We start from the raw sequence: 24,855 nt of genomic DNA, 5'->3' as shown, positions 1-24,855 counted from the left end.
TTAACACCTGCTGTCTTTGAATTCCTTCGCTGTTTCCACAATCTTTGCAGCCAGTTCATCGGACAGAGCCTTTGTCTGCTCAATCTCTTCACTGATTTCCGGATGAACTGTTGCAAAATAATTCAGCATATCCATCTGGAATTTCTTAACCTCTTTTACCGGAATTCCCAGAAGCACTTTATTTCGTGCTGCGCAGAGGGTGATGACCATCTCATGCATGGACATTGGATGTCCGAGTGGCTGTTTCAGAAGTTCCATCAGACCAGATCCATATTCCAGCTGTTCCTTTGTTGCTGCATCCAGATCGGAACTGAACTGTGTGAATACTTCCATCTCACGATACTGTGCAAGATCGATACGGATACTTCCGGCTGCCTTCTTCATTGCCTTTGTCTGTGCTGCACCACCAACACGGGATACGGAAAGACCTACGTTAACCGCCGGTCTCATTCCTGAGAAGAACAGATCACTTTCCAGGAAGATCTGTCCATCTGTAATGGAAATGACGTTGGTCGGAATGTATGCAGATACATCTCCTGCCTGTGTCTCGATGATTGGAAGTGCTGTGATCGAACCGCCTCCCATTTCATCACTTAAACGGCTTGATCTCTCAAGCAGTCTTGAATGCAGATAGAAAACATCTCCAGGATAAGCTTCACGTCCCGGTGAACGTCCAAGAAGCAGGGACAGCGCACGGTATGCAACTGCGTGCTTTGAAAGATCATCGTAAACGATCAGGACATCTTTTCCTTTATGCATAAAATGTTCTGCAATCGCGGTTCCTGCATATGGTGCAATATACTGAAGCGGTGCACAGTCACTTGCTGTTGATGCTACTACGATGGTGTAATCCATTGCGCCGCCGTTTTTAAAAGTATTGACAACCTTTGCGATCGTTGATGCTTTCTGACCGATTGCTACATAGATACAGATGACATCCTTACCCTTCTGATTCAAAATCGTGTCTGTAGCAATGGAAGTCTTTCCTGTCTGACGGTCTCCAATAATCAACTCTCTCTGTCCACGTCCGATCGGGAACATAGAATCGATAGAAAGGATTCCTGTTTCCATTGGAACGCTGACGGATTTACGGTCTACAATTCCTGGTGCTTCATTTTCAATCGGTCTGTAATCTTCTGCTTCGATTTCTCCCGCTCCGTCAATCGGAGCTCCAAGTGCATTTACGACACGTCCGATAAATTTATCGCCAACCGGTACTCCGGCTTTCTTTTTGGTACGCATCACTTTCGTACCTTCTTTGATCTCTACATCTGATCCGAACAGGATGCAGCCGATCGTATCTTTCTGAATGTCCTGAACCATACCTTTCAGTCCATTTTCAAATGTCACGATTTCTCCGTACATTGCATGCTCTATTCCATAGATATTTGCAATTCCGTCACCGACAGAGACAACCGTACCGACCTCGCTGTCTTTACTGATCTGATCAAAGTTCTCTATTTCATTTTTCAGAATAGAAATAATTTCATCTGAGCTAATTGAACTCACTTTGTTCACCTCCAGGTCAATTTTTGCTCTAATCTCGATAATCTTCCTTTCAGACTCCAGTCATATTCATCATCACCGGTCTTTAAGATAAATCCACCAAGTAATGCCGGATCTTTGACTATCTCGATCTTCACATCTGTCTTATGGTACTTCTCACAAAGAAATTCTCTGATTTTCTCAAGCCGCTTTTCATCTGGTGCTTCCACACAGGTAAGCGTTGCCATCTGGATTCCTTCCTGCATTTTACAGTATCTGTCATAAGCAAAAAGAATCTGACTGATCTCGCTCATTCTCTGATTACGGCATACAACCTTGAGAAAGTTTTTTATTTCTTCCGGGAAAATCTTGTCGATCGAACTTAATTTTTCCCGCATCGGTACCACCGGACTTGCAAATGTTTCTTCAAGCACCGGTACTTCTTTAAAAAGCTTTTCAGTCTCTCCTACCGCTTCTTTTGAAATTCCAAGCTCATATAAAACATGTGCATACTGTTTTGCCGAAGGGCTACAGCAATACTCTTTATTTAACCTCTTTATTGACATGAGCATCACCTGCACCTTTCAGAAACTGATCATATATATCCTGATTTCCTTTTGTGTCATCCACAATCTTACGTGCTGCCTGCATTGCCAGTCCTGCGATCTCACTTTGCAGATCATTCATGGTCTGTTTGCGTTCATTTTCAATCGTCTTTCTGGCATCTTTCAGGATTCCTACGGCTTCCGTATTGGCTTCCTGAAGGATACGCTCTGATTCTCCGGCTGCAGTTTTCTTAGCTTTTTCCACGATCTGAATGGATTCTGCCTTTGCTCCTTCCAGAGCCTTTTCATATTCCGCTTTCAGTCTCGCCGCTTCTTCCTGACTATCACTGGCATTTTTCAGTCCGTCAGCAATCATTTTTTCACGTTTTTCCATAATTCCCATTACTGGTTTGAATAAGAATTTTTTCAGCAAAAGATAAAAGACAATCAGGTTGATGATCGTAAAGAGAAGGCTTACATTAAACTGTATCACCTGTCCCACCTGCCTTTCTTCATTTTACTTTTCTTATTTCAGCATTAAGATGATAAGAAGTCCGATAATGAAACCGTAAATAGCGGTTGCCTCTGCAAGTGCACAACCCAGGATCAGGTTCTTGCTGATCTTGCTTTCTGCTTCCGGCTGTCTTGCGATCGCATCTACTGCTTTACCTGTTGCAAGGCTGATTCCAAGTCCTGCTCCTAAACCTGTTAAAACTGCTACTGCTGCTCCAATTGCTACTAACATAATCTTAATCTCCTTTTTTCTTATAGATTTGTGTTTCTTCTGTCATTTCGGGATTATTCCTGCTCCTCATTCATGAAAAGTGCTGTCAGGAATACGAATACATATGCCTGCAGGAATCCATCGAAAATATCGAAGTAAAAACTAAATGGTATCGGGATAAGAACCGGAGCCACTGCTTTTAAAAGCTCCATGATAACAAACGCTCCCAATACATTACCGAACAGACGCATGCAAAGTGATAATGGTCTGATCACAATCTCCAGAACCATAATTGGTGCTACGAATGGTACCGGCTTTGCAAAATGCGCCGCCCAATGCTTAAATCCATTCTTCCGGATTCCGGAAAATTCAATCAGGCACATACTCATGATTGCAAGTGCTGCTGTTACATTGAGGTCTTTTGTCGGTGACTTAAATCCGAACAGACCAATGATATTGGCTATCCCAATATAGATAAGCACTGTAATCAGATACGGAATATATTTCCTGTTTTCTTTTCCCATGATGTCTTCAAAGAAGTCCAGTCCTTTTCCTATTGCGGATTCCAATAAAAGCTGAACCTTTCCCGGATTTTCGACGCTCAAGCTTCGGACAAATATGATACAAAGTCCTACGATTACCGCCATGATGATCCAGGTAACTACGACCGACTCTTTTACCGGTATTCCGCCGAATATCGGGATCGTAAACACTGTCTCGCAGTTCAGCTCTTCTAACAGAGTCTCTGTTAAATGTTCCGTATCGCTCCCTCCCTTTCGTTTTATTTATTCTTATTTTATAGTACTTTTCAGAGCGTCCTCTAAAAGTCATGCTTATATTACGCTCACACTTTTTCTTTGTCAATATTTTCAGCTTTTGTAGATTGTACAGTAAAAAAACCAATTTTTTTATCTATTTTCACTATCTTCATCTGTTTTTCTTTTATTTTCTTTAGCTGTTTTTACTTCTATTTTTTGACACTTTTTTTAGTTTGTAGCATTTGAGATTCTTTTTTGACGGATTTTGTGCTTTCGTACAGTTGAATTTTTGGCATTTTTTACAATTATTTTCTTTTATTTTTATGCACTATGTATAGTGACTATGTCGAATATATATATCTAGCGGGATGATTATTTTGTTTTGGGAAATGAAGAGTTGATTTGGACTTGCGCTATCACCATTCCGCACTTGGTCCATTAGATAAAAAAAGAACTCAAACTGAGTCCTTCAAGTTACAGGGGATGACAGAATCGAACTGCCGCTAAGAGTTTTGGAGACTCCTGTCATACCATTTGACCAATCCCCTATATGAAATTGTTGATTGCTGAAGCAACCATGGACTATAATAACACAATGGCTGCTTCCTGTCAATCATTTATTCAATATTTCCTTTGCGTCCTTTGCAAATAATTTCTTCGCGCAGGTTTCACTTACAGATCGCCCCTGCTGATCTGATCGATCTTTTTCAGTTCTTCCCAGGTGAACTTCGTATTCTGCACAATCTCCACATTCTGAATGATCTGCTCCGGTCTGGACGCTCCGATCAGCACACTGGTCACATCCTCATCTTTCAGGATCCAGCTCAGTGCCATCTGTGCAAGAGACTGTCCTCTCTCACCTGCCATCTTGTTCAGAGCCTCGATCTGCGCAAGCTTTTCTTTCGTCAATGCATCGGCATGTAGAAACCTTCCATCCACAGCAATCCGGCTGTCTGACGGTATTCCGTGCAGATATTTATCTGTCAGAAGCCCCTGTGCCAGCGGACTAAATGCAATGATTCCTTTTCCCATCTGGTTCGCCGTCTTTTTCAAGCCGTTCTGTTCAATCGTCCGGTCAAAAATGGAATACCGGTTCTGGTTAATGACAAACGGACATTTCAGATCTTCCAGAATCTCCGCTGCACGTACCATTGTCGGACCATCATAGTTAGAAATTCCGACATAAAGTGCCTTCCCACTCTTTACGATGGAATCGAGTGCTCCCATGGTTTCTTCCAGTGGGGTATTCGGATCCATTCTGTGATGATAGAAGATATCTACATAATCCATCCCCATTCTCTTCAGGCTCTGGTCAAGGCTTGCGATCAGATACTTCCTGCTTCCCCAGTTCCCGTAAGGTCCCGGCCACATATCATAGCCTGCCTTGGTACTGATGATCATCTCGTCCCTGTATGGTGCAAAGTCTTCTTTTAAAATCTTCCCAAAATTCGTCTCAGCACTTCCGTATTCCGGTCCATAGTTATTCGCAAGATCGAAATGGGTGATTCCCAGATCAAATGCTGTCCTCAACATTGCCTTCATATTCTCCGGATCCGCATTGGTTCCAAAATTGTGCCAAAGTCCTAAAGAAACTGCCGGCAGCAAAAGCCCGCTTTTCCCACAACGGTTATATACCATGGTATCATATCTCTCAGATGATGCTGTATACATAATTCATTTTCTCCTTCATTATCTCTGAATTGAAACTTTACTATTTCTTTTACAGATTTCTCTTATCAGATATGATACCTTTTTCCTGCATAAATGTCCAGTAAATCCCGGCATCTGCCCTTTTTCTGCCGGAAAACGGGATTCTTTTTGTAACCGTCAGCCGGAAATTACATCTGTCTCAGAAGATTTACCATTTCGATTGCAGAAAGTGCACAGTCATATCCCTTATTTCCGCCTTTACTTCCGGCTCTTGAAATTGCCTGCTCGATATTTTCAGTCGTGATCACACCAAATAATACCGGCACTCCGGTTGCAAGTCCGACCTGTGCGATCCCTTTGGATACCTCATTGCAGACATAATCATAATGCGTCGTGTCTCCACGGATCACTGCTCCCACACAGATCACCGCATCATACTTTCCGGATGCCGCCATTTTAGAAGCTGCTGTCGGAATCTCAAATGCTCCCGGTACCCATGCTGCCGTTATGTTTTCATCCTCCACGCCATGGCGTACCAGCCCGTCTACCGCACCACCAAGTAGTTTATTAACAATAATCTCATTAAATCTTGAAGCAACAATTCCTACTTTCATTCCTTCTGGTGCTACTACTTTTCCTTCTAATACATTAATCTGTCTCATGTTTTTTTCCTCCTGTAATTAAAGTGTTTCTTCTATGATAAATACTGTTTATTCTCTTTTTACTGAAATTTGATTTCTTTAAAGATATGTCCCATCTTTTCCTGCTTCGTCTTCATATAAAATGCATCAAATTTCTGCGGTGCTATTTCAATCGGTACTCTCTCATGGATTGCAAGCCCGAAACCGGAAAGTCCATATACCTTCTCCGGATTATTTGTAAGAAGCCGGAGTGATTTTACTCCCAGATCCGATAAAATCTGAGCCCCTACCCAGTATTCCCTAAGATCCGGCGCAAATCCCAGACGGATGTTGGCTTCCACGGTATCGTATCCCTGTTCCTGAAGTTCATACGCTTTCAGCTTGTTGATCAGACCGATTCCCCTTCCCTCCTGTCGCATATACAGAAGAACTCCTCTTCCTTCTCTCTCGATCTGCTGCATCGCCGACTGCAGCTGCTTTCCACAATCGCAGCGGAGAGATCCAAAAGTATCGCCGGTCAGGCACTCGGAATGTACACGGCACAGAACATCTTCCCCATCGCCAATCTCACCTTTCACCAATGCCACATGATGTTCACCGGTGATGTCATTCACATACCCATAAATCTGAAATTCTCCATACTGGGTTGGCATCTTTGCACATGCTTCCCTTACGACATGTTTTTCATGGATCCTGCAGTAATCCTGCAGATCTTTGATCGTAATAAATTTCAGGTCGTACTTCTTCGCCAGCTTCCAGAGATTCTCTGTCCGCATCATCGTTCCGTCCTCTTCCATGATTTCACAGCAGATTCCACATTCTTTCAGTCCGGCAAGACGCATCAGATCAACCGTTGCCTCGGTATGACCATTTCTTACCAACACACCTCCATGCCTTGCCACCAGCGGAAATACATGCCCCGGTCTTCGAAGGTCCTGCGGTTTCGTTCCTTCTTCTGTCAGGCTGCGCATAGTATATCCTCGCTCTGCTGCTGAAATTCCCGTTGTCGTATCCACATGGTCAACGGATACCGTAAATGCAGTCGAATGGTTATCTGTATTTTCGGAGACCATCTGTGAAAGCCCAAGCCGTCCGGCCAGCGCTGCACTCATCGGTGTGCAGATCAGCCCTTTCGCATGGCATGCCATAAAATTGATATTCTCCTGAGTTGCAAATTCCGCCGCGCAGATCATATCTCCTTCATTTTCCCGGTCCGGATCATCCGTTACCAGAACGATCCTTCCCTGGCGCAATTCTTCAAGTGCCTCTTCTACGCTATTGTATTGATACTGTTTCTCCATTTGTTACTTCCTCCTGTCCGATCTATAACTCATTTTTATCCTGTTCTTCTGTATGCTCTCCATTCCGGTCCCGGAATTTCTTCGCATCAAATTCCATACTCCTCTAATAATTCCATGGTAAGTCCACCACATTTTCCAGCCGGTTCCGATGGTGTAAGAAACTTTTTAATATACTTCCCTACAATATCATTTTCCAGATTCACCCTGTCCCCAGCTTTTTTCTTCAGCAGTGTGGTTTCCTCTCCGGTATGAGGAATGACTGATACCTGAAAGCTTTTTTCACTTACTTCTGCCACTGTCAGACTGATCCCGTCAATACAGATTGAACCTTTTTCTACGATCAGTTCCAGAATCTCCGGCGTTGTCCGGATTTTTACCCATACCGCATTTTCTTCCTTTCTGAGTTCTTCAATCATTCCGGTCCCGTCAATATGTCCTGCAACGATATGTCCACCGAATCTGCCATCTGCCGCCATCGCGCGTTCCAGATTCACTTTCTCACCGATCTTCGTATCACCAAGATTGGTTCTTCTCACTGTTTCCGCCATCACATCTGCGGTAAATCCATCCTTTTCCAGAGAAACCACCGTCAGGCAGACACCATTTACCGCAATACTGTCTCCGATCCTGGTTCCACCGAGTACTTTTTTTGCCCGGATCGCAATCTTCCCGGATGATCCAGAAAGTCGGAGTGACCGGATAGATCCGGTTTCTTCTACAATTCCTGTAAACATTTACATTTCCTCCAAAACCTTATACTCTGCCAGAATATCTTCTCCAACCTGCGAGATTCTCATAAGCTGTAACTTGATGGCATCGTCTACTTTCTCAATTCCAAAGCCTTCCACCGGAGTCTTGCCGCCTCTTCCGCCAAAAATTTTCGGTGCGATAAAAGCTTTCACCTCATTTACGATACCGGATTGCAGGGCATCCTCATTTAAAGTTCCACCGCCTTCAATAAGTACACTGTCAATTCCCAGCTCTCCAAGCTTTCTCATCAGAAGCTGCAGATTGATCTCCCCTTTTTCCGAAGGAACTCTGAGAAGCACGACTCCAAGCTTTTCCAGACTGCGTTTTTTCTCTTCTAAATAAATCGCATTCCCCTTTTCACCGGCATATGCAACAATCGTCCGGTATCTCCCTGCTGTCTGGCAGATCTGACTGTCCAGTGGGATCCTGAGCATACTGTCACAGATAATTCTGACCGGACTTTTCTTTCCCTCCAGACGCACATTCAGCATCGGATCATCTGCCAGAACCGTTCCGATTCCTGCCATGATTGCCATATAGTCATGGCGCATCTCATGTACCAGACTTCTTGCTTCCTCACCGGATATCCATTTTGATGCTCCTGTTTTTGTCGCAATCTTTCCGTCTGCCGTCATTGCGTATTTCATCACCACATAGGGCAGCCCTGTTGTGATATAGTGGAAAAAGACCGGATTTAACGCATCACATTCTTCGCGCAGGAAATCCTCTTCCACCCGGACGCCTGCCTCGCGTAAAATCTTTGCTCCTTTGCCGGACACTTTCGGATTCGGATCTCTCGATCCGATCACAACCCGTGCAATCTTCTGTTCCAGAATCGCTTCCGTACATGGTGGTGTCTTCCCATAATGGCAGCACGGCTCCAGCGTCACATAAAGTGTTGCTCCCTCGGCGCTTTCTGTCAGGGATGCGATTGCGTTCCGTTCTGCATGAAGCTCACCACATTTTTCGTGATACCCTTCCCCGATAATGCTTCCATTCTTTACGATCACGGCACCAACCATCGGGTTTGGATTTGTCCATCCACGTCCTTTTTTTGCCAGTTCAATTGCACGGCGCATGTAAAATTCATCTGTCATTTTTTCTCCTTTCTCATCTCTCCCGGAAAAGCCCCCTGGAAATGTACTCTGCTAAACATTTTAGGTATGTTGCCGGATAAGTCTCTTTTCAAAAAATGTGCTTTGGCATATAGGAAAAGCCCTGACAGATTCTCTTACCTGTCAGGGCTTTCTTTCTCAGTTATATCGCTGTACGCTCTGTCATACTTCTCGGAAATACCATTTTCTCATCGAATCTGGCCTCGGCATTTTATTTTCCGGAAAATAAAAACTCTGGAATGATTCCCATTCCAGAGCGTTTTACTTTTTATTCCTGCATATATGATAGAAACCGCTTCTATCAGCAACGATTCAACTTCTTCCATCCAGACTTTACTGTCGGCACTGGAATCTCACCAGTTCATGCCTTACGGCTCGCGGGCTTTACCGCCGGTGGGGAATTTCGCCCCGCCCTGAAGCATTATTTTGTTTTACAAAACTTACTATAGCACGTTACCGCAGTAATTGCAAGATTATTTTTTCGACAAACCAGTATGTTTATGCTATTCTTATATGGAGATATCAGAGTCCGCCTATTACCAGGCTGGTACAGATGGTTATTTCATTTAATCTGGCTTTAAGAAAGACGAGGAATTCAAAAACATGTTTCATAAATTTTTAAAATACATTTTCCAGAGTATTTCCGGAATGATCGGTGTCTCCGTCTACATTCTGGCAGATACCTTTTTTATCTCTTACAAATGCGGTGCAGATGGACTTGCTGCCCTGAATCTGATCCTGCCGGTGTTCGGTCTGGTCTTCGCAATCGGTTCGATGATCGGAATCGGCTCCGCCACACGATACAATATCAGCACAGCCAAAGGTTCACCTTCGGACTACTATTTTACCCAGTCCATCTTCTGGTGTCTCATATGCAGCATTCCTTTTATGCTCACCGGAATCTTCATTCCGCATAAAGCACTTGCACTTTTAGGGGCAGATGCCGGGCTCATCCGGCTTGGACGTAATTATATGCGTATCGTCCTGCTCTTTACCCCGTTTTTTATGTCAAACTATACCTTCACGGCATTTGCGAGGAATGACCATGCGACCTCTATCGCCATGATCGGTTCCATTTCCGGAAGCTTCTTTAATATTTTATTTGACTATATTTTCATGTTCTCTTTGAATCTTGGATTTCTGGGGGCTGCACTTGCAACCGCTCTTTCACCGGTTGTGACGATGCTGGTATGTTCGACACATTATCTTGGAAAGAATAACCATGTAGAGTTTCATTGGCGCAAGCCCTCTCTTCGCCGGATCATCGGATGCTGCCAGCTTGGTGTTTCTGCATTTTTTGCTGAAATTTCTTCCGCTGTCATTACGATTATATTTAACATGCTGATCCTGCGCATTGCGGGAAATATCGGGATCGCAGCCTACGGCGTAGTTGCAAATATTTCACTGGTCGCAATGGCGATCCTAAACGGACTTGCCCAGGGTGCACAGCCGCTGATCAGCCAGAGTTACGGAAAGGGTGAACATGATCTAGTCCGTAAATTTCTCAACTGGTCTCTTGCTGCAGCACTTCTGATCGAGCTTGTGATCGTTGTACTGATCTACGGATTTACGGATACCTTTATCAGTATCTTTAACAGCGAACATAATCTCCAGCTGCTTGCTTACGCCCATACTGGTCTTAGGCTTTATTTCCTGGGCTTTTTAGTCGCCGGTATCAATATTGTGCTGGTTGCCTATTTTTCCGCAATCGACCGGGCACGTCCTGCCGTCCTTGGTTCTGTTATGCGCGGCATTATCGCAATTGCTTTCTGTGCAATCCTGTTCTCACAGATTCTGGGGCTGAATGGAATCTGGCTTTCCTTCTTAGGATCAGAAATCATCACATTTTTTGTGATTCTGATTTTCCGGAAATCTTGATTTTATAATTGACAATTTTTCTTTTATCATGTATTCTTTAATTATAGTAATGATTCTTATTATCAAGTTTTGAAAGTCAGGAGGAATGTTATATGGATAAAAAAGCACTTTATAATTTATCTTATGGAGTATTTATGCTTGCAACACGCTCTGGGAATGTAGTAAACGGATGTATTACCAACACCTGCATCCAGGTTGCGAATAATCCGGTACGGATCGCAATCTCTGTGCTGAATAGCAACTATACCTGTGATCTGATCAAAGAGAGCGGCATTTTTACGTTAAGCCTGCTTGACCAGACCTGCTCTTTTGAAACGATCCGGCATTTCGGTTTCCAGTCCGGCAGAGATGTTGATAAATTCGCAAATATCACTGCACCTGCAGATGAAAATGCAGTTCCTTACCTCGGATGGCAGACTTGTTCTGTTCTCAGCGCAAAAGTAGTTTCCAGACAGGATCTTGGAACACATACCCTTTTTATTGCTGAAGTAACCGATGCGAAACTTTTAAGTGACAATCCGCCTCTGACTTACGCAGATTATCAGGCACATGTAAAGCCAAAACCAGAACAGAAAAAAGAGGATAAGAAGATTATCGGATGGCGCTGTAAGATCTGCAATTATGTATACGAAGGAAGCAATCTTCCGGAAGAATTCACCTGCCCGCTCTGTGGACACGGCGCAGATGATTTCGAACCGATTTATGAAAATGCATAGCCTGTTGGAAAATAGACGTTTCAAAAAGAGGGAGTGTATGACTTGAGTTTAAGTCACACACTCCCTCTTCCAAATTTCCTGTTTTCCGATATTTCTTTTTCTAAAATACCATCAGTTTATAAATATTTTCCACATCTTTCTGATCAAGAGTTGCAAATCCTTCCACTGTACCAGTATTTACATCTCCATAACAGCAGGTATGTGCCAGCTTTTCAATATCTTCTTCTTTGGCTCCAAGCTCTGCAAAATTCTTTGGCATCCCAATCGAAATTAAAAAGTTTCGAAGTGCCTCAATTCCTTCCAGTGCCGTTCTCTTTGGATCTGCAAAATCCATCTGACAGCCCCAGACACGGACTGCAGCCTGTGCAAAACGCATCACATTGTGTTCCAGTGTATAAGTAAATACAGCCGGCATAACAACCGCAAGCCCTGCACCGTGCGCGCAGTCATACAATGCAGATAATTCGTGCTCGATGTTATGGCTTGTCCAGTCCTGTGTACGTCCTACTCCGCAGGAATTATTGTGTGCCATCATACCTGCCCACATAATGTTTGCTCTTGCCTGATAATTATCCGGGTCTGCAATGACTCTCGGTCCTTCATGGATCATCGTCAGAAGAAGCCCTTCGATCATACGGTCTGTCACTTCTACTTCTTCGGTATTGGTCAGATAACGCTCATACAGATGTGCCATAATATCTGTAATTCCGCAAGCTGTCTGATATGCCGGAAGTGTCTGTGTAAGTGCCGGGTTCATGATCGTGAATTTCGGACGGAATGCTTCTCCGGTTGCCCCTCTTTTGAACATTCCTTCTTCTTTTGTAATAACAGAGTCCGGTGATCCTTCACTTCCTGCAGCTGAAATCGTAATAACTGTTCCGATCGGAAGTGCTTCCTCGACAAGCTTTCCTTCATAATAATCCCAGAAATCTCCATCGTATACTGCACCTGCCGCAATTGCCTTTGCGGAATCAATTGTACTTCCGCCTCCGACTGCCAGTACAAAATCTACTTTTTCTTTCCGGCACAGATCGATTCCTTCATATACAAGACCACTTCTCGGATTTGGCTTTACGCCGCCTAATTCTACATAAGAAACCCCTTCTCCGTCCAGAGATTTCTTAACACGATCCAAAAGTCCGGAACGAATGACAGAACCTCCGCCATAATGGAGCAGTACACGACTGCCGCCAAAACGTTTTACATACTTTCCGGTATCATTTTCTGTATCCTTACCAAAAGCAAAATAAGTCGGTGCATAAAATGTGAAATTTTCCATCTTTTATTTCCTTCTTTCCTCTTATGATTTTCTGTTAATTTTTAGTATAAATCCTTTTTTGAGACTTCGCAAGATGACGTAGAAAATATTATGCTCTCCCTGCTCTTCAGATAAATTTTCGTAATACATCCAAGCCAAAATCAGTATTTTTCTTATCCATAGCCGTATTTTCTCTTAGTTGTCCTCCAGTGCAAACTCTGCAAATTTCTCCATCTCTTTTGTCTTGAACTTATTTTTATGATAGAAAATCTGACGATACATCGTAATTTCTATATCTTTCACATCCAAAAGTGTGAGTTTCTTTTTCTCAATATCATCTTCCACTGCAAAACGTGGCAGGAATGAAACGCCTCCCCCACGCATCAGCATTTTTTTGATAAATGCAGTATCACTGATCTCCAGCATCGGAGAAAGCTCTTTTCTTCTTAACGCCAGCTGACCATCAAGTGCCTGCCTGTAATTGGCATTGCGCTCTGTAAGATAAAAAGACTCTTTCAGCAGATCATCAAGCAATAAATTTCTTTCTTTTGCCAGCCGGTGACTGACTGATGTCACAAACATAACCGGTTCTGCCTTCTCCATCACCTTGATCCAGTTGCTGTCCCATCTTGGTGTATCCAGAATATAGATCAGATCCAGTTCATTATGTTCCATCATCTGGATCAGCTTTTCCGGAGAATCTACCGTAATCCGGATAGAAACCCTGGGATACTGTTCCCTGAATTTCCTTATGATCTTTGGAAATTTCACCGTACACAGAGACTCGATCGTCCCAATGTGAAGTGGATTTTTCAATTCATCCGTATCATTCATGGATGCTTTCGCCTGATGAACATCATAAAGAATCCGGTTGGCATGCTCCAGAAATTCTTCCCCCTGCGGGGTAAGCACCACTTTCTTTCCTGTCCTGTCGAACAGCCTTTTCCCAAGTTCGTTTTCCAGCTGGCGGATCTGAACCGTCACTGCCGACTGCGAATACCCCAGCATCTCTGCCGTTCTGGAAAAGCTCTGCATCTGCGCGATCTGTGTAAAAGTCTGTAATTGACGTAATTCCATCTTCTGACTCCATTATGAAAAATTTTCAACGTCTTCATAAAATCTATGAATTTGTTTCACTCATAAGTTGATGGTACAATATAACTAATAAGACGTCAATCCTTTTTACTTACGTAAAACAATTATTTTACAGGAGGTTTACTATGTCCTTTATCAGTGTTTTTGATGTCATGGGACCGAATATGATCGGACCATCAAGCTCCCATACTGCGGGAGCTGCCAGAATCGCTCTGCTTGCAAGAAAGCTTCTCACCGGTTCTCTTAAAAAAGTAGAATTTACCCTTTATGGATCTTTTGCCAAAACCTATCACGGTCATGGTACGGACCGTGCTCTTCTCGGCGGTATTATGGGATTTGCCACCGATGACGTGCGCATCCGCGATTCCTTCCAGATCGCGACAGACAACGGAATCGAATATTCTTTCATTCCGAACAACGTAGAAACCGACGTACACCCGAATACCGTCGATATCCTGATGGTAAATGAAGAAGGGCAGGAGATGATGATCCGCGGAGAATCTCTCGGTGGCGGAAAAGCCCGCCTGTGCCGGATCAATGGTGTGGAGGTTGATTTTACCGGAGAATACAGCTCGATCGTCGTCGTCCAGAAAGATGCACCGGGCGTTGTTGCTTACATTACCAAATGCCTCAGTGAACTTGGAATCAATATCGCATTCATGCGTCTGTTCCGCGAATCCAAAGGAAATACCGCTTATACCATCGTAGAATCCGATGATCTGGTACCGGAAGATATCGCAGATACAATCAGAAGAAACAAAAATGTATACAACGTTATGGTTGTTCAGATGTAATTGGAAGGAGAATACAGATTATGGATTTTAGAAATGCAAAAGAATTATTAAAAGTCTGTCAGGAACAAGGCCTTTCAATTTCTGCTGTGATGCTTCAGAGAGAGCTCACAGAGGGAGAACAGGATCCGGAAGAGACAGACCGCAAAATGGATCGTGTTCTTGAGATCATGAAATCAGCCGCTTCTACTCCGATCCATACCCCGGTCAAATCCATGGGTGGACTGATCGGTGGCGAAGCAAAAAAGATTTCAGATCACAAAGATACCGGAAAAGGTCTTTGCGGAGATCTTCTGGAAAGAGCTGTCATTTACGCGATGGCAACTCTGGAAACCAATGCTTCCATGGGTGTGATCGTAGCTTCCCCGACTGCCGGATCTGCCGGTATCGTTCCGGGACTTCTGCTTGCCCTCCAGGAAACCTATAATCTTTCCGATGAACAGATCAAGCAGGGACTTTATAATGCCAGCGCGATTGGTTATCTTGCTATGCGCAATGCAACTGTCGCCGGAGCAGTCGGTGGATGTCAGGCAGAAGTCGGAATCGCATCTGCAATGGCGGCATCTGCAACCGTTGAACTGATGGGCGGATCCCCGGAACAATCCCTTGCCGCAGCATCCACTGTTCTTATGAATATGCTCGGTCTGGTCTGCGATCCGGTCGGCGGGCTGGTCGAATATCCTTGCCAGAACCGTAATGCTGCCGGTGTGGCAAATGCAACGATTGCTGCAGAGATCGCCCTTTCCGGAGTACGCCAGCTGATTCCATTCGATGAAATGCTGGAAGCGGTGTACACTGTAGGAAAGCGTCTTCCGGCAGAGCTTCGGGAGACAGCTCTCGGCGGATGCGCAACGACACCGTCTGCATGCGCAGCCTGCCATATGTGTGACTAAGCTGTGTAATGTTTTGCAAATATAGACCAGCACACACTGCTTACAATTTTACGATATAAAAAGCTTCTTTTTCAGAAACGGCCCTCCTGTTTTTCTGAAAAGAAGCTTTTTTGTTTACTTATTTTGATTTTCTCACTTACTATTATGACATCTCATAATAATGCGCATAAATTCCACCCTGCTCAAGCAATTCATCATGATTTCCCCGTTCAGCAATTCCATTATTTGCAACCACAAGAATCTCATCCGCATTGCGGATCGTAGAAAGCCGGTGTGCGATCGTGATCGTGGTCCGGTTCTTCGCAAGCTCTTCCAGGCTCTGCTGGATCCAGCGCTCACTCTCATTGTCAAGCGCACTGGTCGCCTCGTCCAAAATCAATATCGGCGGGTTCTTAAGAAATACTCTTGCAATCGAAATCCTCTGCTTCTGTCCACCCGACAGACGGGTTCCTCGTTCTCCTACAAAGCTGTCATATCCATCCGGCAGGGACATGATAAATTCATGGATATTTGCCTTCTTCGCCGCATCGATAATTTCTTCCATCGATGCCCCCGGTTTTCCATAAGCAATATTTTCCCTGATCGATCCACAGAACAGATAGACATCCTGCTGTACCAGTCCGATCTGGCTTCTCAGACTTTCCAGTGTCAGCTTTCTTACATCCTGCCCGTCGATCGTGATCACACCTCCGGTCACATCATAAAATCTTGGAAGCAGGGAACAGATCGTCGTCTTTCCACTTCCCGACGGTCCCACAAGGGCAATGGATCTGCCAGCCGGGATCTTAAAAGATACCCGATCCAGTACCGGCGTATCATCATCGCTGTAATGGAAAGAAACATTTTTATATTCCACTTCACCCTTTACATTTTCAAGTAGCTCCGCATCCGGTGCATTTACAATCTCCGGCTCCGTCTCCACAACATCCAGAAAGCGCCGGAAACCGGAAAGACCTTTCTGCATCATCTCGGTAAGCTCCACAAGAATCTGGATCGGGCTGATAAAAATTCCGATGTAAAGCGCATACATGGCAAGATCGGCAGCTTCCATTTTCCCATGTGCAATCAGCCATCCGCCGAACACTAATGTGATCAGATACATCATTCCCTGGAAGAAAAGATTGCCACTCATAAAGCTTCCCATACAATGATAGTTTGCATCCTTGGATACCAGAAATCCTTCATTGCTTTTCTCGAATTTCTCCCGTTCAATCTTTTCATTTGCAAAAGACTGCACCACACGGATTCCCGCAAGTGTATCCTGCAGACTGGAATTGACATCCCCGATCTTTCTCCGGTTGTCCATAAAAGTCTCCTGCATCTGACGGTTCTGCTTATAAGAAAAGATCAGCATAAATACAACCATCACAAGCAGCGGAATCGCCAGTCTCCAGTTAATAAGAAACAAAAATGTAAACGAACCAACGATTTTAATTACGGATATAAATAAATTCTCCGGTCCATGGTGCGCAAACTCGGAAATATCAAACAGATCCGACACCAGCTTGCTCATCATCTGTCCGGAATTATTCTGGTCATAATAAGAAAAAGAAAGTCTCTCATAATGATCAAATAACTTCTGGCGCATATCCCGTTCCATATGTGCCCCCATCATATGGCCCTGATAACTGACATAATATTTACAAAATGTCTGTATGATATACATCACAAGCAAAGCCAGTCCGATCGGCAGAAGTGCTCCAAGGATCTGTGACGGATCCTCTGTAAATAAAGTCTTTGTCAGTGATCTTAAAATCTGTGGAAATGCAAGATCCACCAGACTGATGATCGCCGCACAGATCAGATCCAGAAAGAATACTGTCCTGTACGGCGCATAATATTTTACAAATTTTTTCAGTGTATGCATCACTTTCTTTTGTGCAATGTCCGGATTCCCCGTTTTATCACACTTTACCTCCTTGTCCCCAAAATCACATATTATTATATCGGGAATCTTTCATTATTTCCACCTTATTCTCAAATTACTTTTGAAATTTTCCTTCCTTCATCTTTTTATTCTGCTGTTTTTATGCTATGATAGGACAGATTGTTATGAGAGTAACTTATTTATTTCACTTGAAAGGGGTATTTCTATGAATTTTATAACAAAAAGCTGGAAAGGCATCTTACTTTGTCTGGTCATCGCCGTTCCATGCTGGTTCCTCGGACAGACATTTCCGATCATCGGCGGACCGGTATTCGGTATCCTTGCCGGAATGATCATTACTTTATTATTAAAAGACAAATCCATGTTTCAGGACGGTATTACTTTTGTGTCAAAGAAGGTTCTTCAGTACGCTGTAATCCTTCTCGGTTTCGGACTGAATCTCTCCGTGATTCTGGAAACCGGAAAACAGTCACTGCCAATTATCGTAACGACGATTTCAACGTCCCTGATCATTGCATATCTGTTACATAAAGTTATGCATGTACCGGGAAATATTTCCACACTGGTCGGTGTCGGATCTTCCATCTGCGGAGGCTCTGCAATTGCCGCAACAGCACCGGTCATTGATGCGGATGATGAAGAAGTTGCACAGGCAATCTCTGTTATCTTCTTTTTCAACATGCTCGCCGCACTGTTCTTCCCGTCACTTGGTGCACTGCTTGGATTTTCAACCAAAAGCGGGGAAGCCTTCGGTATCTTTGCCGGAACTGCGATCAACGATACCTCTTCCGTAACTGCAGCAGCTTCCACCTGGGATTCGCTCTACGCCCTCGGTTCTGCCACACTGGATAAGGCAGTTACGGTCAAACTTACCAGAACGCTCGCGATCATCCCGATCACACTGGTTCTCGCATTTATCCGGACACGCAGCTCCAAAGCCGAAGGAAAGAAAGTGGAATTTAAAAAGATTTTCCCGATGTTCATCCTCTACTTTGTTCTCGCTTCCGTGATCACAACGATCGCAACTTCAGCCGGCGTATCCGCAGATGTATTTACTCCGCTGAAGACACTCAGCAAGTTCTTCATCGTCCTCGCCATGAGTGCAGTCGGTCTGAATACGAATATCATCAAGCTGATCAAAACCGGCGGCAAACCACTCGCTCTTGGTTTCTGCTGTTGGATCGGTATCACGATCGCCAGTCTTTCCATGCAACATGTGCTTGGAATCTGGTAAATGAAAATCTTTCTCATACTTCAAAAGCCTTGCATAAAGCAGGGCTTTTTCTATAATACATCTTGCCGATTCCAGCAAGCTGTTCCTCTTATTATCCTTATATCTTATACAATTACTTCCAAAATCCTTTTCCCTTGATACTCCAAGTTCTGGATTCCGCGCTTCTTATTTTTATTAAAATTGAAACTTAACAAATATCCCCTGTCCTGTTTATAGTATTCCAGATATTCAAACAACTGCTCTCTATACTTCTATATTTTTTCTGCCGACTGCATTACTTGCACATTAGAATGTCCAGAAAAGGGAATATCCATGCCATAACACTAAACATTCCCTTTCCCATGGTTGATTTTTCATTATCTGTAATTCTCCGATTCCCACATTCGAAAACTCTCTCAGATTTTATTTTTCGATTCACCACTACTATACAGCTTTTCTGATAGATATTTCTCCCTTTTTCCACATCTCAAAATACAGATCAAATCCTAACTTCATTATACTATCCAGACTTTCTCAAATTTCCATTTATATAGATGGCAAAAAGGGCAGCATACAGGATTTTGCTCCTGTATGCTGCCCTCATCATATGGTGTATTTGAAAGTTTTTAACGTGTTGTCATTATCCTTCGATACTGATATATTTCTTCTCTTCTACTGCCGGTTTTACTTCTTTCTTCGGGACAAAGAGTTTCAGGATACCATGCTTAAACTCAGCCTTGATATCTTCTTCCGTGATATCTTCACCTACATAATAACTTCTCTGGCAGGCTCCTGCGTAACGTTCACGACGGATATACTTACCAGTTTCTTTCTCCTGCTCATCCTGATCCAGTCCTTTGGCAGCGCTGACTGTCAGATATCCGTCATTCAGTTCTGCTGTAACTTCATCTTTCTTGAATCCCGGAAGATCAATCTCCAGTTCGTATCCATCTTTTTTCTCTTTGATATCTGTCTTCATCAGATTGCCTGCATGATGTCCATACAGTTTTCTCTGGATCTTACGATCTGCTTTATCATCATAAAATGGAAAATCAAAGAAATCATCAAATAAGTTATCATTAAAAATACTAGGCATTAACATAAGTCGTTCCTCCTTATAAATCTATCTGAATTTAGCTAACTTTCTTTTTAAGCGGCTGCCTCATCTGGCAGCCTTGTAACCGGACGCTTACAATCCGCATTCTGATTATCCCTCAATGGAAATGTATTTCTTCTGTTCTACAGCAGGTTTTGCTGCTTCTTTCGGTACGAACAGTTTCAATGTACCGTCTTCAAATTTGGCTTTGATGTCTTCCTGTTTGACACCGTCGCCTACATAAAAGCTCCTGCTGCAGGATCCACTGTAACGTTCACGGCGGATGTACTTACCATCTTCAGCTTTTTCATCTTTCTTCGTGTTCGTCTCAGCACTGACTGTCAGATAACCATCTTTCAGTTCTGCTTTTACATCTTCTTTTTTAACTCCAGGCATGTTCATCGTTACTTCATAGCCTTTATCGGTATCTTTTACATCCGTTGTCATAAGTCCGGATTCACTGTAATCATATCCTCCAAATGGTTCTCCAAAGAAATCATCCAATAAGTTCTCTCCAAAAATACTAGGCATTAACATAAGTCATATCTCCTTTCAAAAGACATTTATTAATTTATTTAGCACATTCGGATTTACTCTGAAGTGTTGTTGTCATCTCAAACACCGGTCGGTGGAATCTTTATCATCTCTTTTTGTTCCCCTTCCTTTGTTCTAGCTGTAATATAACACTTATTATTAGCACTGTCAAGAGGTGAGTGCTAATTCTTTTGTGAAAATTTTGTGAACGCTACGAGCCATGCAAAATGGTGAAAATAAACGCCCTGCAAGTTTACTTGCAAAGGCGTCCATTTTTGCTATTTTATAGGGCGACAGCCCGGCAGCGAGGGAATTCTTTCCCGAGCTGTGCATGGCGTATCTCTCAGCTTCACAGGGATTTTTCACTTGCTTTCGCACGGAGGTTTCTTGATTTGACCACATTTTACGACAAATCTGCGGATGATCCGTTTACAGTAATTACTTTTTCTGTATCCATGCTGCATTATCTCTCTTCTGTATTTTTTATATAAATAGTGCTTCGTGCCGCACCCTCTTTTCTCAAATAGCCGTCCTTAACCATATTCAGCAAAACAGCTCTGGCTCTACGATGTTTTACATCTGTCTTAAAATCTCTACTGTTTCAGCAGTAGTAATAAAGCCATTTTCCAATACATATTTATAAATTTGTTGTTCCTGTTCACTATAAAGACGGATATCTCTTCTGCAAACCGGTCCATATCTCACTGCTTCATCCATCCGCTCATAATAAGCCATCGAAAAATCTACAATTTTATAAATACTGACTGAACTCTACCTTCTCCTTATTCGGTCCTTCAATCGTAAAGAACCGCACGCCGTTATCCCAGAACGGAAGGAAATGAATGGTATCCTTCGTTGTGTTCATTTTTTCAGCTTCAATATACCGATACACTTCTTCGATATCTTTCACATTGATCGCTACATGATCAATTGCTCCGCTCTCCATCTTTGCAGCCTTATTTTCATAAGTCTCGATCACAAGCGTTTCCAGTTCCAGAAATGCAACCTTTTCGTCTGCTTCTTCATTCACCGTCTGAAGTGCAATCTCAAATCCCAGTTTCTGATAAAAAGCAATTGTTTTTTCAATATCATTTGTCGGAATCCCGATATGCTGAATCCCTGTTGTATATGTTTTCAGATCCATCTTAACGTCCCATCCTTTCTTCAACCTGTGCAAGTTCCGGCATTGCAGGGATCGCGCCCTTCCTCTCTACACAAAGGCTTGCCACCGCGTTGCCAAACCGTACATACTCTTTCAGTTCATCCATGGTAAATGCTTCCGGTCTCTTTCCGGCTTTGCTGATACAGTATAAAAATCCTCCCCAGAAGGAATCTCCTGCCCCATTGGTGTCCACCGCTTTGCTCACAAATCCCGGAATATGTACACCGCCTTCTTTGCAGTACAGATATGCTCCATCGCTTCCCAGCGTGACTGCAACGATCTTGACACCCTTCCGGAATAAAATTTCTGTCGCTTCTTCCGGACTTTCTTTGTCTGTCAGAAGCTTCGTTTCTTCATCTGAAATTTTCATGATATCCACGTAAGGAACCAGACTTCTCATCTGTTTCTTTGCAGTCTCCTCATTCTTCCATAAAGAGGCTCTGTAATTCGGATCATACGAGATAATACTTCCTTTTTCTTTTGCGCGCTGGATCGCATAATGTGTGGTATCTCTTGCCGGCTGTTCCGTAAGTGACAGAGAACCGACATGGAAAATATGTGTCTTATCCAGAATATCAACATCGATTTCTTCTTTTTCCATTCTGGTATCTGCTCCCGGTTTTCTTGCAAAAGAAAATGTTCTCTCTCCATTCTCATCAATATTTACAAACGCAAGAGTCGTAAAATATTTTTCATCCAGAAGCATTCCTTCCGTTTCCACGTTTTCTTTTTCCAGCACAGATTTCAAAAACTCTCCATGCATATCCTTTCCTGCCTTCCCGATAAAAGCGGTATGTCCACCAAGTTTTGCCACCGCAACTGCAACATTTGCAGGAGCGCCACCCGGATTCTGGGCAAATAGTGTCTGCCCGTCTTCATTTACTCCCTGCCAGGTAAAATCGATCAGGATTTCACCAAATGTTGTAATGTCGTAAAGCGACCGTTTTGCCGCATCATTGGTATCTGCAAGAAGTCCTTCTTCAAGCAGTCTCTCTAGAACCTGGTTGCATTCATTTTCTTCGTCCGTGTGGATATGCAGTTCTCCGTATTCAAATTTAGGCATACTTAAAACACCGAGCATGGATTTCGCATTGACCACATATCTGCCACTGCAAAGCTCTACGTCACAGGAAATCCGCTCTGCAATGCTAACCAGTTTCCGTGCATTTGTCATGGTTCCCAATATTACTTTCGCAATCATTTTTTCCTCCTAAGCAAATATGCTGATAATCAGGGCACAGATAAGACCGGTAAATCCGATAATCGTCTCCATCATCGTCCATGATTTTAAGGTTGTCTTTTCATCAATTTCCAGCAAGGAGCTTACCAGCCAGAAACCAGAATCATTCACATGACTGAATGCCGTTGCACCACCGGTAATCGCACAGACCATCGCTGCAAGGTATAATGGCGAAAGTCCTGCAACCGCCGGCATGGATGCCATAATTCCGGCTGCCATCGTCATCGCAACCACTGCCGCTCCAACCGATGCTCTTACCAGAGCTGCGATCAGCAGTCTTGTCGGATCTGCTGCAAATACTGTTTCTGACATTTTCATTTCCTCCCGTATTCTTCCTGATTAGTGAACATATTTGTGGATCGTTGCTTTTACAGCACCTGGTCCTGCGATCATTTCACGAAACATTTCTTCAATCTTTTCACCGACACCATCTTTGTAAAGATCGGTAAAGAACAGACGTTCATTGGACAGGATCGGTTTCAGCTGGTCTTTCAATGTCTCCGGCTTTCCAACTACGATGTCACCAAGCTGTTCTCCGATTTCTTCATTCATCGGATCCGGTGCCAGTTCGAATTTGTTTCCTTCATCATCAACTGCCAGCATATATCTGAGCCAGCCTGCAATACCAAGCGGAATTGCTGTCAGTTTTGATGCATCTCCGTATTTTGCCACATAAGCTTTTACCGTCTCGCCAAAACGGATACCAACCATCTGTGACACATCAACTGCAAGACGGAGATTTGTATCTCCCAGATATTCATTCGGAAAACGGTCATTAAAAAGTTCATCCACAAATGCCTGTGGAGAAAGGATTCCAGGATCTGCCACTACCGGAAGTCCTTCGTCATAAGCAACCATTCTTGCCATCTTCATCATATCTTCATTGGTATTAAGCATATGTGCGAACAGATCATATCCAAGTACGACACCAAGCGGACCTGTGGCTGAATGAACCGGATTTAAGCATACCGTTACTTTCATTCGTTCCGAAAGATTTACTGTATTTCTGTCCGCCATATAAACTCCAAATCCTTTTTCCAGTGCCGGGCGTCCGTTCGGAAAACTATCTTCAATGACCAAATATTGCGGTTTTTCTGCATTTACAAATGGAGCAATGTAAGTCTTCTTTCCGGTGATGACCGGCTGCATTTTTTCCACACCGAGAGCTTCAAGATCATCTGCAATCTGTTCGCTCGGACGTGGAGTGATCTTGTCGATCATGGTCCATGGGAAGGCAACGACTTTTTCATCACTTACATATGTAATGAAATCATCATCTACAAATCCCTGCTTCTTCCACTCTTCTGCCATTGTAAGAACAGATTCACGGAGTTTTGCACCATTCTTGGAACAGTTATCCATAGATACCAGTGCAATTGGATATCTTCCTGCTTTGAATCTTTCATAAAGCATTGCTACCAGTACTGCCATGGCTCCTGTCGCTTTGTCCGGTCCGTTCTTAATGTCCGCTTCCACGAATGGAAACCAGGTTCCGTCTGCTTTCTGCAGAGCATATCCTTTTTCGGTAATTGTAAAGGATACCATCTGAAGAGATTTGCTTGTAAAGATCTCTTTCAGGCGGTTCCACTGTGCCAAATCAGAAGACTGTGCTTTTACTGCTTCTGCAAGGGATCCGAGTACTTTATATTCACGTGTTCCGTCCCCATGCAGAATTACGCTCAGTCCCAGATTGTCATATGGATCATAAATTTTATCTACTACGTCATAGTCAAATGTCTCTACACAGGTGATTCCTCTGTCCAGTACACCTTCTTCCAGAAGTCCGTCTGCAATTCCACCGATAAAAATACGGAAAATATTACCGATTCCAAAATGAACCCATCCCGGTTCTTCTTTTGCTTTTTCAGATATCTTCTCCACATCATATCCCGGAAGTGCAATTCCTGCCTTCTCCCATGCAGCACGGTCTTTGATTCCTTTGATTGTTAACTTCATTTTGTTACCTCCTGATTCACTTTTTCTTTTTAGTTATGTTTTTGACTTACGTTTATATCTAAGTTGTAAGTGTAGTATATAACCAGGATATGCAATTGTCTATTGACAAAAAATACAATTTTATAATTTAATTTTTATATATTTTTCACAAAGTCCATCTGTAAAC

24 protein-coding genes, 1 tRNA gene, 1 pseudogene and 1 riboswitch are annotated in these 24,855 nt (G+C 43.3%); of the genes and pseudogenes, 5 read left to right on the top strand and 21 right to left on the bottom strand.

Going from position 1 to position 24,855, the window contains the following annotated elements:
• The 11 genes from atpA to ribD all read right to left on the bottom strand — a co-directional run bounded on the left by atpA (nt 1) and on the right by ribD (nt 8,951).
• A complete protein-coding gene (gene atpA, locus PG418_RS09175; protein ID WP_022220892.1) occupies nt 1-1,509 on the bottom strand; it encodes a F0F1 ATP synthase subunit alpha in 1,509 nt (502 codons plus the stop codon).
• 5 nt (nt 1,510-1,514) lie between these two features.
• Nucleotides 1,515-2,051 carry an ATP synthase F1 subunit delta gene (gene atpH, locus PG418_RS09170; RefSeq protein WP_055249245.1) on the bottom strand — a complete coding sequence of 179 codons (537 nt, stop codon included), beginning with the start codon at nt 2,049-2,051 and terminating at the stop codon, nt 1,515-1,517.
• Nucleotides 2,029-2,523 carry a F0F1 ATP synthase subunit B gene (atpF, locus tag PG418_RS09165; protein WP_022220891.1) on the bottom strand — a complete coding sequence of 165 codons (495 nt, stop codon included), beginning with the start codon at nt 2,521-2,523 and terminating at the stop codon, nt 2,029-2,031. Before atpF ends, atpH begins: the two co-directional genes overlap by 23 nt.
• Nucleotides 2,524-2,556: 33 nt before the next feature.
• Nucleotides 2,557-2,775 carry an ATP synthase F0 subunit C gene (gene atpE / locus PG418_RS09160; RefSeq protein WP_008374373.1) on the bottom strand — a complete coding sequence of 73 codons (219 nt, stop codon included), beginning with the start codon at nt 2,773-2,775 and terminating at the stop codon, nt 2,557-2,559.
• A 53-nt stretch (nt 2,776-2,828) separates the two neighbouring features.
• Nucleotides 2,829-3,494 carry a F0F1 ATP synthase subunit A gene (locus PG418_RS09155; protein WP_081445281.1) on the bottom strand — a complete coding sequence of 222 codons (666 nt, stop codon included), beginning with the start codon at nt 3,492-3,494 and terminating at the stop codon, nt 2,829-2,831.
• Nucleotides 3,495-3,989: 495 nt separating this feature from the next.
• Nucleotides 3,990-4,060 (bottom strand) — tRNA-Trp (locus PG418_RS09150).
• Nucleotides 4,061-4,184: 124 nt separating this feature from the next.
• Nucleotides 4,185-5,183 (bottom strand): L-glyceraldehyde 3-phosphate reductase, encoded by a 999-nt coding sequence (gene mgrA, locus PG418_RS09145; protein WP_055249242.1) that lies wholly within the window; start codon nt 5,181-5,183, stop codon nt 4,185-4,187.
• Nucleotides 5,184-5,350: 167 nt separating this feature from the next.
• Nucleotides 5,351-5,824: a 6,7-dimethyl-8-ribityllumazine synthase gene (ribH, locus tag PG418_RS09140; protein ID WP_008374369.1), complete on the bottom strand. Its 474-nt coding sequence runs from the start codon at nt 5,822-5,824 to the stop codon at nt 5,351-5,353.
• Nucleotides 5,825-5,883: 59 nt separating this feature from the next.
• Nucleotides 5,884-7,104: a bifunctional 3,4-dihydroxy-2-butanone-4-phosphate synthase/GTP cyclohydrolase II gene (locus PG418_RS09135; RefSeq protein ID WP_055156442.1), complete on the bottom strand. Its 1,221-nt coding sequence runs from the start codon at nt 7,102-7,104 to the stop codon at nt 5,884-5,886.
• Between the two features lie 86 nt (nt 7,105-7,190).
• Nucleotides 7,191-7,838, bottom strand: coding sequence for a riboflavin synthase (ribE, locus tag PG418_RS09130; RefSeq protein WP_022220887.1), 648 nt, complete (start codon nt 7,836-7,838; stop codon nt 7,191-7,193).
• The gene (gene ribD, locus PG418_RS09125; RefSeq protein ID WP_022220886.1) at nt 7,839-8,951 is read right to left on the bottom strand and encodes a bifunctional diaminohydroxyphosphoribosylaminopyrimidine deaminase/5-amino-6-(5-phosphoribosylamino)uracil reductase RibD; all 1,113 of its coding nucleotides are present in this window, start codon (nt 8,949-8,951) and stop codon (nt 7,839-7,841) included. It abuts the gene before it with no gap.
• A 328-nt stretch (nt 8,952-9,279) separates the two neighbouring features.
• Nucleotides 9,280-9,394, bottom strand: a riboswitch (FMN riboswitch).
• Between the two features lie 178 nt (nt 9,395-9,572).
• Here ribD and PG418_RS09120 point away from each other — a divergent pair.
• Together PG418_RS09120 and PG418_RS09115 are read left to right on the top strand one after the other, a co-directional pair.
• Nucleotides 9,573-10,847 (top strand): MATE family efflux transporter, encoded by a 1,275-nt coding sequence (locus PG418_RS09120; RefSeq protein WP_055249240.1) that lies wholly within the window; start codon nt 9,573-9,575, stop codon nt 10,845-10,847.
• A 92-nt stretch (nt 10,848-10,939) separates the two neighbouring features.
• Nucleotides 10,940-11,563 carry a flavin reductase gene (locus PG418_RS09115; RefSeq protein WP_022220884.1) on the top strand — a complete coding sequence of 208 codons (624 nt, stop codon included), beginning with the start codon at nt 10,940-10,942 and terminating at the stop codon, nt 11,561-11,563.
• A 100-nt stretch (nt 11,564-11,663) separates the two neighbouring features.
• On the opposite strand, the gene PG418_RS09110 is transcribed toward PG418_RS09115, so the two are convergent.
• Together PG418_RS09110 and PG418_RS09105 are read right to left on the bottom strand one after the other, a co-directional pair.
• A complete protein-coding gene (locus PG418_RS09110; RefSeq protein WP_022220883.1) occupies nt 11,664-12,842 on the bottom strand; it encodes an iron-containing alcohol dehydrogenase in 1,179 nt (392 codons plus the stop codon).
• Between the two features lie 174 nt (nt 12,843-13,016).
• Nucleotides 13,017-13,898 (bottom strand): LysR family transcriptional regulator, encoded by an 882-nt coding sequence (locus PG418_RS09105; RefSeq protein WP_055249238.1) that lies wholly within the window; start codon nt 13,896-13,898, stop codon nt 13,017-13,019.
• Between the two features lie 143 nt (nt 13,899-14,041).
• Here PG418_RS09105 and sdaAB point away from each other — a divergent pair, with 143 nt between their 5' ends.
• Together sdaAB and sdaAA are read left to right on the top strand one after the other, a co-directional pair.
• Nucleotides 14,042-14,710, top strand: a complete 669-nt coding sequence (gene sdaAB, locus PG418_RS09100) for an L-serine ammonia-lyase, iron-sulfur-dependent subunit beta (RefSeq protein ID WP_022220881.1) — start codon at nt 14,042-14,044, stop codon at nt 14,708-14,710.
• Nucleotides 14,711-14,730: 20 nt separating this feature from the next.
• Nucleotides 14,731-15,600, top strand: coding sequence for an L-serine ammonia-lyase, iron-sulfur-dependent, subunit alpha (sdaAA, locus tag PG418_RS09095; protein ID WP_022220880.1), 870 nt, complete (start codon nt 14,731-14,733; stop codon nt 15,598-15,600).
• A 142-nt stretch (nt 15,601-15,742) separates the two neighbouring features.
• Here sdaAA and PG418_RS09090 read toward each other — a convergent pair whose 3' ends face one another.
• Nucleotides 15,743-17,467, bottom strand: coding sequence for an ABC transporter ATP-binding protein (locus tag PG418_RS09090; RefSeq protein ID WP_055249236.1), 1,725 nt, complete (start codon nt 17,465-17,467; stop codon nt 15,743-15,745).
• 226 nt (nt 17,468-17,693) lie between these two features.
• Between PG418_RS09090 and PG418_RS09085 the strand changes: the two genes are divergently transcribed.
• A complete protein-coding gene (locus PG418_RS09085; RefSeq protein ID WP_055249234.1) occupies nt 17,694-18,722 on the top strand; it encodes a YeiH family protein in 1,029 nt (342 codons plus the stop codon).
• Between the two features lie 619 nt (nt 18,723-19,341).
• Here PG418_RS09085 and PG418_RS09080 read toward each other — a convergent pair.
• The 7 genes and pseudogenes from PG418_RS09080 to PG418_RS09050 form a co-directional block, all read right to left on the bottom strand.
• Entirely contained in the window at nt 19,342-19,803 is a 462-nt protein-coding gene (locus PG418_RS09080) for an Hsp20/alpha crystallin family protein (protein ID WP_008374342.1), read from the bottom strand.
• Between the two features lie 105 nt (nt 19,804-19,908).
• Nucleotides 19,909-20,334, bottom strand: a complete 426-nt coding sequence (locus tag PG418_RS09075) for an Hsp20/alpha crystallin family protein (protein ID WP_008374340.1) — start codon at nt 20,332-20,334, stop codon at nt 19,909-19,911.
• A 570-nt stretch (nt 20,335-20,904) separates the two neighbouring features.
• On the bottom strand, nt 20,905-21,066 hold the full coding sequence (locus PG418_RS09070) for a hypothetical protein (protein ID WP_008374334.1): 162 nt from the start codon (nt 21,064-21,066) through the stop codon (nt 20,905-20,907).
• 16 nt (nt 21,067-21,082) lie between these two features.
• Entirely contained in the window at nt 21,083-21,475 is a 393-nt protein-coding gene (locus PG418_RS09065; protein ID WP_022220878.1) for a VOC family protein, read from the bottom strand.
• Between the two features lies 1 nt (nt 21,476).
• A complete protein-coding gene (locus PG418_RS09060; protein WP_055249231.1) occupies nt 21,477-22,694 on the bottom strand; it encodes a PfkB family carbohydrate kinase in 1,218 nt (405 codons plus the stop codon).
• A 9-nt stretch (nt 22,695-22,703) separates the two neighbouring features.
• Nucleotides 22,704-23,006 (bottom strand): annotated as a pseudogene (locus PG418_RS09055) (GntT/GntP/DsdX family permease); the annotation flags it as partial.
• A gap of 66 nt (nt 23,007-23,072) precedes the next feature.
• On the bottom strand, nt 23,073-24,689 hold the full coding sequence (locus PG418_RS09050) for a mannitol dehydrogenase family protein (RefSeq protein ID WP_055249229.1): 1,617 nt from the start codon (nt 24,687-24,689) through the stop codon (nt 23,073-23,075).
• Nucleotides 24,690-24,855: the final 166 nt, after the last annotated feature.

It is taken from the genome of Bariatricus sp. TF06-38A, from assembly GCF_027690675.1.
GTDB lineage: Bacteria > Bacillota > Clostridia > Lachnospirales > Lachnospiraceae > Allocoprococcus > Allocoprococcus comes.
This window is presented reverse-complemented; position numbering and strand designations above follow the sequence as displayed.